At 38.4% G+C, this 12,519-nt stretch carries 7 protein-coding genes; all 7 read right to left on the bottom strand.

Going from position 1 to position 12,519, the window contains the following annotated elements:
* Positions 1-35 precede the first annotated feature (35 nt).
* The 7 genes from CTY47_RS10390 to CTY47_RS10420 are packed head-to-tail and all read right to left on the bottom strand — an operon-like array spanning position 36 to position 12,050.
* On the bottom strand, positions 36-4,436 hold the full coding sequence (locus tag CTY47_RS10390) for an InlB B-repeat-containing protein (protein WP_099464676.1): 4,401 nt from the start codon (positions 4,434-4,436) through the stop codon (positions 36-38).
* Positions 4,437-4,448: 12 nt separating this feature from the next.
* Positions 4,449-6,074 (bottom strand): PCMD domain-containing protein, encoded by a 1,626-nt coding sequence (locus CTY47_RS10395; protein WP_099464677.1) that lies wholly within the window; start codon positions 6,072-6,074, stop codon positions 4,449-4,451.
* A 6-nt stretch (positions 6,075-6,080) separates the two neighbouring features.
* Positions 6,081-6,836: an autotransporter outer membrane beta-barrel domain-containing protein gene (locus CTY47_RS10400; RefSeq protein WP_233202145.1), complete on the bottom strand. Its 756-nt coding sequence runs from the start codon at positions 6,834-6,836 to the stop codon at positions 6,081-6,083.
* A complete protein-coding gene (locus CTY47_RS10405) occupies positions 6,829-9,093 on the bottom strand; it encodes a DUF4493 domain-containing protein (RefSeq protein ID WP_099464678.1) in 2,265 nt (754 codons plus the stop codon). Before CTY47_RS10405 ends, CTY47_RS10400 begins: the two co-directional genes overlap by 8 nt.
* Positions 9,090-10,406, bottom strand: a complete 1,317-nt coding sequence (locus tag CTY47_RS10410; protein WP_099464679.1) for a DUF4493 domain-containing protein — start codon at positions 10,404-10,406, stop codon at positions 9,090-9,092. The genes CTY47_RS10405 and CTY47_RS10410 overlap by 4 nt, the downstream gene beginning before the upstream one ends.
* A gap of 12 nt (positions 10,407-10,418) precedes the next feature.
* Entirely contained in the window at positions 10,419-11,186 is a 768-nt protein-coding gene (locus CTY47_RS10415) for a DUF4493 domain-containing protein (RefSeq protein ID WP_099464680.1), read from the bottom strand.
* 18 nt (positions 11,187-11,204) lie between these two features.
* On the bottom strand, positions 11,205-12,050 hold the full coding sequence (locus CTY47_RS10420; protein ID WP_233202146.1) for a DUF4493 domain-containing protein: 846 nt from the start codon (positions 12,048-12,050) through the stop codon (positions 11,205-11,207).
* Positions 12,051-12,519 lie beyond the last annotated feature (469 nt).

Below are 12,519 nucleotides of genomic sequence, written 5' to 3' on the forward strand. Positions count from 1 at the left end.
TGATAAGCGGAGCAAATTATTTTATAACAGAAAGTTTATCGTATCGATATTTTCACTGGTTTATTTTCACCCACCTTCACAACATATTCACCGCTACGCAGATTTACTGCAGAATTGCCTGCCGGAATACCTATATTATGTGTCATCTGTCCACCAAAATTCCAAATACATAAACTCATAGCTTTTTCTGCTTCCACATGCAAGACTCTGCCGGAAACATAAATACGTACGCCATCCATTCCAATCGACTCATTATTTAATGGAATATTTCCATTTCCAAATTGAGCACTAAACGCACAATCTCCGGTTACTGTATAAGTATATGGATTCATCGTATTACCATCACCCCATTTCAAAAATATATTACCATTCGAAGGTGTAGCATTCAGAGTAATTACTGTACCATGCTTCAACAAACCGGTTTTACTGGCACGTATCGTACCTCCCGTATTTTGTTGTAGTGAGACTGTATAACCATTCAATTCCAATCCGGATACTTCCACCTTCACATCCTTCGCCAGTTTATCCAGATTATAAAATAATGTTTTTGTTTCCGAAGAAGAACGCATTAACATACCAGGTTCAAGCACTTTACCTTCTACTGTCACAATCGGCTGGCTCTTACTGTACTGTGGCAGGATAACCAGTTTCAGTTGCACATCGCTACCGGAAGCAATAGCCTCGGCATTAGCATTGACAGCCCCCATACCGGCTCCCGGTATAAGAGGCAGATCTACTTTTACTGTCTTCTCGCTCGAAGTCGATATAAATAGTGGCAACAATTGCTGTGCATCCTTCACTGCAATGATACGCGGATTATCCGCTTTACCATCATTCCACATAGAGAAACGTTTACCTGCAGGCGATTTGGCCAACAGATAAATCAATGTTGTAGGCGTCAGAGCCTGATCCGTAATCTGTTCTGCCGTTTCCAGATTAAAGGCAAGCACATTCTCTGCAAGCTTTAGCACCGTTTTATTCAGTTGGATGCCATCCACGGCAATCACTACGTTTTCCTTTACATTATAGATACTATATACATCCTTGTAAACCGTTAATTTTTCACCATTTGCATATACTTCTGGAACCGATTCGCTATAATCGCTTTCCTTGCTGATATAGAACTTAAACGTTCCACCTTTTTTCACTTCGGTAGCATAGCCTGTCAGCGGTTTCACCTTTGCCCCTGTTAAGGTTGGCAATACCATCAAATAGCCCGGATCTTCCTGTACGAAGCGTGCCTGGATAACAGTGTCCTTTTCTACAAGCACCTGGCGCGGATTATCACTTGTTCCATCCGTCCACGAGAAGAATTTATAATCTGTATCTGCCGTTGCTGTAACCGACACCCTATCACCATGGCTCACCGTACGCGGTGCGCTATCTTCATTTTCTCCCGTATAACAGATATATCCATTTGCCGATTGTTTTAGTGTTACAGTATGAGTAATGCCATTGATACCACTGACCCGGACAGTAATATTGCCTGTTTGATTAGGCAACGTATAAATATTCTTCGCATTCGGATGAATCACCACTCCGTTTGCTTCCACTTTCAAATCATCCACCGATTCAAAATAAGCTTTTTCTACCAGCAACTTAAATTCAAATGATCCTCCACTGGCAACAGCCGATATAACCTCGCCACCTTCCGGATTTATAGCCGTTACTCCCTTCGGTAAAGTAAACATAATCGTTACTTTGCCTTTGCCAAAAGCAACATTGCGCGTTGCCACTCCATCCTTATGACCGTTTTTTTTCGCATAAGCTGTAACAACAACTGTTTTACCTTCGGCAAGGCTACTCACCTGGAAAGGTTGTGTATATTGTTTCGGAGTAGAACCATCTATACTATAATACAAGGTAGCCGCGTCATCCGTATTCGTTAATGAAACCGTTACACTTTCTCCTGCAGGAACAAAATCTGTATTTGAAGGTGTCGTTGTTATTTTAGGAGCTAATGCCGATGGACGCAAGTCTGCAAATTCGGCGGAAACAGTCAAACCCTTATCTGCAGGCACTTCTACTTCTTGTGGCGAAGAGGTATATTCCTTTCCATTTACAGTAAGTTTCACCAAACTATACACAGAAGATTCCGGAATAGCCATAACTGTTAATTTCGTATTTGCACCAACTTTTTCTCCCGATTTAATTTCTGTCGTGCCATTCTTTACCGAGATTTTACCATTAGCCGGTTTATCAAATACTACAATATTTCCAGCCAGCCATTTCGCATAATAGGTTTTATCTCCCATAGAACCTTTCGGCAGTTTCTCTATCCTATTTACCAAAGATTGCTCAGTATACCATCCTGCAAAGGTAAAGCCCGAACGTACCGGATAAGGCAAGGTAATATCTTCCGATATTACAGTATAAGTCTTAGCCGCATCTCCCGATAAAGTTCCATAATAAGCCTCATAATTAATAGAATACTCTGCTAACTTCCATTTGGCATATAAATTCAAGTCGCGTTCCGTACCTTTCTTTATGGTAGTTATTATAGCTTCTTGCCCTTGTTCATACCATCCTACAACATCATATCCATCTACAATATCCCACACAGGCAACTTTATTTCATCTTCCTTTGTAAAAGATATTTTCTTGTCCTCTACCTTATCAATACCAGGACGTGTCTCAGACTCCCAGTGACATATAGCATAATAAGTTGTTACCCATTTAGCATAATAATGTTTGTTTGAAATATCTCCTTTGGCTATGGTCGTTATCGGATCACCTGTTAAACCGGGATTATTATACCAACCTTTAAAAGTTATATTTTCAGTCTTCGGCTTTGGTACCGGTAATACATACGGAGTCTTTTCTATTGTATAAGTTGCATCTGGAGTAATTGCAAAAGTACCGCCTCCATTCAAATCATAGTTTAATGTATAAGGGATTGCCTCCCATTTTGCATATAGTTTAAGTGATACAATTACATTTTTTCCATCCTGTGGACATGGAGCAACAGTTACAGGACTGCCGTCAAACTTCTCATTGTCGTACCAACCCTTAAAGGTATAGCCTTTTCTTTCCCATGTAGAAGGAATTTTTATTGTACCGGATGTTGCTTTTGTATAATTTTGAGCTGAGGGTGTTGTCTCTGTATTTGTAACATACGAAAGCGCATACTTATACTCCGACCAACGTGCCGTTAAAGTAACATTTCCGGCTAATGCGGTAGGAGATGTAACAGGGGTAGCTCCGTTAAACCAGCCTGTGAACATATAGCCATCACGTGTTGGGGTTGGTAAAGATTCGGGATAGTTTTCTACCGTATACGGTGTACTGGCAATTGTACCTCCCCCATCTGTATTATAGGTGATAGTGTAAGGCAAGGCCTCCCATTTAGCTTTGAAACTGACTGTTTGGTCGTCTTTGTGATCAATATCTATATAAGGGAAAGTAGATGGCGCTAATGCCGTATTTTCATTTATATTATCTCCTGAATTGTTATACCAATGGAGAAGTTTATAATGCTCACGTGTTGCTATTGGTAAAGTTCTTGCTTCTCCATCATTTAAAATTGAATAGGAAGTTGTATAACTATCTGAAGTTATTTTGCCATTATTTGAATCGTACTTGATGGTATAGTTTATGGGAGATATTGTTATAGAACCTTTCATATCATTGCCCGAAGCATCCTGTCCAACACCATCTTTTTTAACAACACATCCTTTTGCCAAATTAGAAACAGATAGATTTGACCTAATAGCATATCCATAAGATGCATTATCATTCGTATTCTCGCCTTTAATACCACCTCCTATAATCTTCACGTCTCCGCCTGAAACTTTTAAACCAATTGCATCTTGTAAATTAGAAATATTTTTAATTGCTGTTGCTGATATTTCTCCACTTCGCATTAAAAATGTTCCTCCATTTATCTGTATACCAATAGCACCATACCTTTCTTTCTTTGCTTCAATCTTTCCTCCATTAATAATACACGAACCGTTATTCACTGTTATTGCATTAGCAGTCCTTGATGTTGTTGAGTTAGGATCATTTGAATAAATATAGCCTGAATTAACTTTTAAAATTCCACCGTCAACAACAATAGTGGAATTATCAGTATTTCTATTGTAAAGAGTTCCTCCATTTCCTTCTATTGTTAATGAGCCTCCTGAAATACGGAAAATATTAATATCCAAATAAGTTATTATTCCAAACAAACCTTTATCATATCCATTACATATATAATTATTACCACCTAAGTCTAAAATTATATCACCTGATACAATGTTAATTTCCTCTCTTCTTTCTATATTCCCCGTCAAAGTAACCACATTACCATTAACTGAAGCATTCCCCAAAGCATTTTTCAACTCTTGAGCAGAAGAAATATTAACTGCCTGTATCGAAGTTACAGTTAATAGCATAAAAGCCAATACGGTCAAACTACACAAATTACTTTTTAGTTTCAATATTTTTTCCATAATAACATTCCCTTATTCAAACACCAACTCAAACTCATCCAACAACAATACACTCTTCGTACTACCCGTAAAATAATCTCCATATTTACTGGCACTGGCAACAATCAATATATAAGTCGGTTTAGTAAAATAATCCCGGTACTTCATGTTTATTTTAAATGTACTGTAATCCGTATTCGTTGCACCGGTCTTAAACTCTCCAAAAGCAATCATAGATTCATTACTCCAGCTTAAATCAACAAATAACGACTTTTGTGTATTCACACGAAAAGGTTGTGTCCAATCGAACAAAGCGATATAAATATGGCAAGAATCTTTTTGTCCCATCATATCGGCATATGCCCCCTGGGCATAATCGATAGTACCCGGACGATAACTATAATATCCTCGCATTCCGGAAGGACGGCCTACATACGGACGGCCAAAATCGAGTTCAGCTCCCGGGTTCGCCAAATCGACAATCGCTTTAACAAACTTACCTGTATAAATATTGCCTGCAGCAAATGCCACCATTGCATACTCCGAATGTAAATTAGCTGCCGACCCTTTTACAACATTGCGTTTTTCTTCTTCCGTAGGTATCTTCCCGGCTGTTTTAGCACCTCCATTGCCCGAATCCCAGAAATAATTGGATTCCAGATCCAGGTTGGGATATACTGTTCCATTTGCACTGATCCAGTTATCAAAGCCCATATTAGGAACTTCTTCCATCTTCTCCGTAGTAAACTCCTGCATTTCTTCAGCGCTACCGTCTATTGTCAGTATATATTCATAGGTAGTTCCTGGATGCAAATGTGTTATAACAGCAAGGAAAGTTTCGCCATCTACCGTTAAGTCACCAGACAACATATACTCCCATTCTTCCTCGCCTTTCACGCGATATTTCAAATCTACCTCACCTCTCTTAGTTGTACCGCTAAAATAGGTTCTTTTCGCCCATGCCGAAACTTCGGTTGTCTCTATATCTCCTGAAGGATATTTTACACTAACCGTCCATTGTTCCGTTTCTCCAAATACAGATACAAGGAAAACACGAGGGCGCGTAAAGTCTGTTACAGACTGAGGTTCCGGTACTGTTTCGGCAATCGAACTACCCAACTGCAACTCCTCTATTTCTACATTGCGGAAAGAAGGCTGTGATTCTTTATCCACATAAATAATAACATTCTTTGTATTTTCATCTACCAAGGCCTTTCCTATCTGATTTTTTACTCTGATTTTACGATCAATCGCATGTGTTACATTTACTTTCCATTCATAATCCTGATATAAACGGAGTATGAACGAAACCGGCTTTCTGAAATCCATATGCGTATTAGCCGAGCTTGGCAAATAGTCCAATGAGGTAAAGCCCGTATCCGGGAAGTTCACAAAGTCTTTACATGCCTTTTCGTCCGGAATGACTGTTACTTTATCTGTTACCAGCAGTTTCTTTATCGTCATATCTTTTAGATCCAACGTATCCGCCACCTTGACAGTAACGGTGTTTGTGGCATCGTCAATCTTCACAGATTGAGCACCTTCTATAACTAATTCAAGTATCTCTGCCTTAACCGTAGGCAACGGATAGTCATTCTTGATACATCCTGTAAAAGGTAAAAGCAACAAACAACAATATAGAATAGCACTCCCTCTCATAACACACTAAAGATAAAAGACAATACCCAAATCGATAGACAACAGATTGATTTTAAAATTAGCAGAACTGGAACTTCGTTTACCCTGAATAACCTGGTCACGCGTTTGGTCATACCAATTAAAGTTAAGACCAGCCACATTAATTGAAGCTTCTACAGCTGTAAAATCGTTCACAAAACAAGTAATACCAGGAGCCACACCAATATTCAGGTTATGCTTCAGTTCATACATTCCGGTCAAATCCACCCCTGTTCCGGTAGAGCCATTGCTCTCTGAAAAACCATAACTTACACGGGCTTCATTAAACAAGCCAAACCGTTTGCTGTCTCCCAGGTTCAGATACGTACGCAAAAACACTGCTGCCGAATAAGTATTCCCTACACTATTATAATCCTTAACTTCAAAACTCAGATCATCGCCTAAGGCTAATTTTATGTTATCCAATTTAGTGAATGAGCGAGAATAAGCAAAACGTCCTCCGATACTAATATTATCGCGGATAAAGTAACTCACCAACGGAGTGACCTTAAATGAATATCCGGTACTGTTTATATCTTTTAGTACAGACAAAAACTCAAAGTTATCGTCTACATGTTCGGAATACGAAAATGTAGCACCTACCATCCATTGACCTTTCGGTATAAACGTTTTCATTACGATTCCACGATCATATTTATTACCTTTTGCCTGCACAGACAATGAAGCGGAACATGCTAAAAGTACAATAAGGAATAGAAATCCTCTCATATTTTGTTTATTCATTAATCTTTACCGGTTTCAAGTCTTTTAGCCCCGTTTGAGAAAAAGCCTTCTCGTCATAATCATAATCGAGACTAAACTCATCAATATATAGGCTACTTCCCTTAGCTCCTGTAAAATAATCCCCATAACGGCTGGAGGTTGCCACAATAACTATACAAAATTGTCCTGTAGGAGGAACAGCATTATCATAATTCAATGTGATTTCAAAAGGTACATAACCTCCTAAAATACCCTCCACTTCTTTTCCTGTATCATTTTTAGTCTCTGTGATTATATATTCTCCATAAGCAAAAGCTTTTGCACTCTCTTTATTGAAAGAGACTATAGTTCCACTTGTTTTGGAAACAACATCAAATGTTTTAGGAACTAAAGCAATATAGATAATCCCCTGATCCATTTTTCCCTTCAAATCCTTAACAGGGCACCGATCATCCACATATTCCCCAATTTCTTTCGGTTCATATTTATAATATCCCCGTAACTTTGTAGGGAATCCTTGATATGCCCTACCGTATACCAATTCTGCACCTTTATCAGAAACAGCTTTAGGATAACCAGAATAAATACTTCCTGCTGCATAAGCTCCAAAAGATGCAACACCGGCCCAAGTAGAAGTTAGTTGAGCCGCTTTTTTTGAAGAAGACAATGCAACTACTGCAGTTTCATTTGTTAGAACTGCACTGCCTGCGATTGCTCCTAAGTTTCCAGACTCCCAAAAGTAATTTTCATCATTTGGAGAAATGTATTCTTTCGTTCCCCCAACTAAAGGCGCATCCAAATATCCTTTGTGTGTTCCCCAACTATCAAACCCTATATTCGGCACTTCAGTAGGCGTACTCAACGTAAACTCCGTCGGGTCGCAAGTAATATCCGGATTTTCATCCGATGTCAGCCAATATTTATAAGCAACATCCGGTTTTAAACCAATCACCAAAGCCGTCATATTTCCTTCCGAATCCCATTTACAATCTTTCACATCAACCGTATTTCCGTTTCCAAGCTGCAATTTAAAATAGCTGGTTTTATCTTCACAAAAACCTTTCAAAACAGCAAATGTACTCCAGCAATTTGGATCTTCTACATAAATTGCCACATCAGGTTTAGCCTCATACGTAAACCTTATCTCCATTTCCTGATGTAAAGCATCCATTGCATACACCGTGAATTTATGCAATTTCTTTGCTTTTGAAGTGGCAATATCTTGCAAAAATGTTCCTGCCAACTTATCAAAATTCAATGTAATACTCTTTACATCCTGTTCTTCAGCCAACAAAGGGAAGCCTAAAGTCTCTAATTTAGCCTTAGTCATCACATCCAGCTTCATCAGATCAAACATTTCCATTCCATCTTTAAATAAATCGGACTCTGCTTTTACCGTCAACATTTCTATTCCAACAAGCGATGTAATATCTAATGAAGAAGAAGGTACAGCTTCGCCTACTTTTATAGAAAGTTGGTTATCTTTAAAAGAATCGGAGAGTTTAAGAACAGGTACACCTTTACCCGACAAGCTGGTCTCATCTATTACGATATTACAAGTTACTATTTTGGCGTTATCATCCACTTCAATCCCAAATTCGCCGCCACCTTCCGGTTTATCCGGTTTATTGCCGTCTCCCGTTGTAAAATTAATTGTATAATGATAACGAGGCTTGATGTCTGCGAATACCCGTTTGATAGTATATTGTTTCCCATTATTATTAGTCAAAGCCAAACTGGCTGTCAATTTTTCCGGCATAAAATAACCGGAACGATATTCATCACGTGTATAAAGCAACGAACCGCTATTATTACTAACCGTCGTTTCGCAGTTCACAAAATTATCCATCAACTCTTTAGAATAAACAACTGTCACCTTTATATTTGCTATTTTACAAATAATCGTAGCACTTGTTATTTCACCGGACTTCACCTCAACCGTTTCTTTTCCTGCATAAAAAGGTGTTTCCCAACCGGCATCTTCAGACTGGTTGGAGGCAACCGATACCGTGTATGTACCTACAGGCAATATCAGTTCCTCATTCTGTACCTCTTTTACATAATCGTTATAAGACTTTACGGTATCTCCTGCAGCATTGATAATACAAACTTTCAAAAGTTCATTCGTAACAGCAGTCTTTGTAAAGACCTGATCATTCTTATCAACACTCAGGCGCAATGTCCCTACAGGAGCCACACTCCCTCGATCGTCGTTACATGCCGTAAAAGATACAACTAGCAAAAGCAAGCTATATAGTATATATTCTTTTATCCTCATAATTTCTTATTTAAAGTAATTTTACCTCCACCCTGGGTATCATTATTATCAGTCATAATCACTTCGAAAGTATTTTCCCCTTCACCCAGCATGGTCATAAAAGCAGATATTTCAAACTCCTGCATGGCTGTCACACCTTTTTTAGGCAATTCCATTCCTTCCAGAATACCAGCAATTGCAGGATCGAGGTTAAATATGTCCAGATCCATCATATTCATTTCGCCATCAATCATTATCCCGGCTTTAACCATCAAAGTTTTCAATCCGCCGGGCGCTGTCAGCTGTATTACTACTTTTGAAGAATTTGTCACATCCTGCGTAGTCGCAATATTGAACGCCTTTCCATCCAATGTAGCAGCAATAGAAGGTTTGGACGAAGGATCAGTAGGTTTGTTTGAGTCATCGCCGCCAGGCATCACCGTAGAAGGAATTTCAATTACATAATCCTTTTCTATTAAAGAAATATCCACTTTAATAGTCGGAGCTTCTACCGGCTGGTCGGGTCTGTCATCATCTCCCGGATCAGCAGGTTCATCTGTATCTCCTCCGGGGCCATCAGGATCATCAGGATTCTCTTCCACTATTCCAAGATCAACCAATATATTATTATGTTCCTGTACTTCTGTCTCTTTAGAAAGATCGATATTATATACCTGGTCTTTCTTTCCATTACGGGTAGTAGTGTAGATAGTAAACTGCAATGTCCCCGTATTTTTCAGATAACTTGCACGTTTCTCATCTTTGAAAGTAGTAAGCGCGCCGTTTCCATTATCCACAACAATTGAATAATCATCATCAAAATTTTTAAGAAATTCATCCGAACAACGAAAAACAACTTTCTTATTACTTAATACACAATCCGTAATAACCTTTGCAACTTCTTTTGGTGTTATCTCGCATTTATTTGTACCGGAATAAAACGGGGCATCAAATCCTGCATTTACATCCTCTCCCAACGTAGCTCTGACTGAATAAGTACCGACAGGGAGCAATAAACCGCCTTCCGTTTTTAGATCGGCATAACTTTCATAATGCTTATATACCTGCCCGATGCTGTCCAAAATATCTACGGTAAAATCATTAACATCTATCACAACCACATCCGAACCCGATACACCACCCTTCGATTCCGGTATATCCGCTTCTTTATTCGGTTTCAGTTCCAAATCCAACATTCCGGCTTTTTCTGCAGGTAGTTTATTGTCCGTAGATTTGTCTATTTCCCCAAATAAATCCTTCTTCATTTCGCAAGAAGAAAGGACAGACACCAATACGACTAAAATCAAAAACGAAACTTTATTAACTGCTTTCATCTGTCCTAATTATTAAAGTTTACACGAAGACATTTTTAATTCACTCTTTCCGGCATCCAGTGTTATAATGTAATATTCACCTGGTTGAGGAGCATTTTCTCCATTCTTAAAATACCAGGTACGTTCCGGATATGTTAATCCGGCCATCTTTACAACCACTTTTACTGTTAAACGGCTACATCCATCCAAAAAATAACCGGTAACCATATTCTTTTTATCAAAACTCCAGGTTGCCAGATCGTTTGAAACAGTAACCTTATAATCATAGTTTACAGGTTCTGAGGCAAGTAGCGCTTTGAAACGATCAGAAAGACGCAGTTCCACTCCCACGCTTTTAAACTTACATAATACAGAAGTATTCAACACTTCACCTTCTTCAATGGTAAAATCTTTTGTTCCTTCAAAATAAGGTTTTTCCGAAACTTTTTCATTAGAAGCAGGAATAAAAGAACAGGACTTTACTATATAATCTCCAATTGGCAATACGAGTGGAGTCCCCGCTTCAATTAATGCAGTGAAAGATTCAAAAGATTTCACTACAGCCTGATCTTCTTTATTACAAATAGACACAGGAAATGTTTCGGGCTGCATATCGAACACGATATCCCCGGAACGAGTATAAATAATCGGAATATCGTTACTATTTTCCATTGCAGGAGCTTTTAGTCTGAAACCACCTGTTCCCTTATCAAAATGTTGCATTCCGTCATCTTGTTTGCTACAACTGATTGTACACAAACCTACTGCTATTATAAATATAGAATAAACTATAGATTTCATATCGTCGTCTTTTTACTATCACTTTGTTTCTTCGGGTAACATAAAGTCTGGTATTGTTTCCCAAATATCTTGCTTCACCAATTCATCATCAATCTGAATATCCAATCCTAAGCCACTTTCCGTCCCGTCCGTCTTAAAGATCAAACGAACGTTCTGACGACGCTCCAAAGGAACAGCTGCCGGAACCGGATAAGTTATTTCTTTTGCTTCGCCCACCTTTTTCAAACGAAGCGTAATACTCAATGCCGTACCATCTTTTGCAACCTGCAAATAAGCCGGACGTGTTTCGTTTTGCGCTATTTCAATACTTACAGCATTTTTGGCTGATGTCTTAAGTGATGCCGTACAGTCTGTAAATACTTTTTTAAAGTCTTCCGTATAATCTACTGTTACCCGCGCATTACTTAATGTACAAGTAACATCTATAGGGGTACTCATATCGGCTTTAACCGTAAAATCGGTATTGCCTTCAAAATAAGGATTCTCAAAAGCGGCAGGCAAATCGTCTCCTTTATAAGCAACAAGAGTATAAGCACCTTCCTGCAATCTCATTTCGGAAGGCATTTCATCGTAGCGCTTAAAAGCCTGGACAGTATCTTTACCTTGCACAATGCGGATTTTATAATCGGAAGTAATCAAAAATTGAGCAAATTCATCTTTCGTAGAAATTGTTCTTGTTGAACTATCCACCCCTTTTTTCAAAGACGTAGTATCAGCTACCAAGTTGAGCCGCAAAAGGCCAGATTGTTTACTTCCATTATGATCATCCGTATCACACGAGAAAAGGCATGCTGCAACGATCAGCATGCTGAAAGAATACAACATAGTCTCCAACAGGCTATGTGCTAATTTACTTTTTTTCATTATATAGTAAATAATTACTTAATTCAGCCTCAATAAAACACAAACAAAAAATAAAATAATGCCCTTCTTCACCTATTAATAAACCGACGCAAAGAAACGACAACTGCATAAACTTAACAAGGTCTATTTATTCGATTATATGTTCTTTTTTTTAGAAATTATATAAATGGCAATATTTTAACATGCTGATTTTGCACAAAAAGGAATTAGTGCCATTTCGTTCGTGTCCTATTTTTCAGAAATAAACCTTATACAAGAAACCAAACCTGCTTGAGCCTCATTAAAGATTCATCGGGATGTTTTTATAAAATCACCTCGATGATTTCTCAAAAACATCCCGATGATTTTAAAACTTACCTGCCCACGACTTTTTTCTTATACAACAATCCGTTGTTTAAGCAACTATTGTAAAATTAAAACCTAATTTTCAGACAACTTCTAAAATCATTTTATCTTTGCACATACAGAA

Origin of the sequence: Parabacteroides provencensis (assembly GCF_900232875.1) — a bacterium.
GTDB classification, from domain to species: Bacteria; Bacteroidota; Bacteroidia; order Bacteroidales; family Tannerellaceae; genus Parabacteroides; species Parabacteroides chinchillae.

What these genes read in the sequence shown, in the direction of transcription:
- CTY47_RS10390 (WP_099464676.1), bottom strand. Translation starts at nt 4,436, where the DNA reads ATGGAAAAAATATTGAAACTAAAAAGTAATTTGTGTAGTTTGACCGTA.
- CTY47_RS10395 (WP_099464677.1), bottom strand. Translation starts at nt 6,074, where the DNA reads ATGAGAGGGAGTGCTATTCTATATTGTTGTTTGTTGCTTTTACCTTTT.
- CTY47_RS10400 (WP_233202145.1), bottom strand. Translation starts at nt 6,836, where the DNA reads ATGAATAAACAAAATATGAGAGGATTTCTATTCCTTATTGTACTTTTA.
- CTY47_RS10405 (WP_099464678.1), bottom strand. Translation starts at nt 9,093, where the DNA reads ATGAGGATAAAAGAATATATACTATATAGCTTGCTTTTGCTAGTTGTA.
- CTY47_RS10410 (WP_099464679.1), bottom strand. Translation starts at nt 10,406, where the DNA reads ATGAAAGCAGTTAATAAAGTTTCGTTTTTGATTTTAGTCGTATTGGTG.
- CTY47_RS10415 (WP_099464680.1), bottom strand. Translation starts at nt 11,186, where the DNA reads ATGAAATCTATAGTTTATTCTATATTTATAATAGCAGTAGGTTTGTGT.
- CTY47_RS10420 (WP_233202146.1), bottom strand. Translation starts at nt 12,050, where the DNA reads ATGAAAAAAAGTAAATTAGCACATAGCCTGTTGGAGACTATGTTGTAT.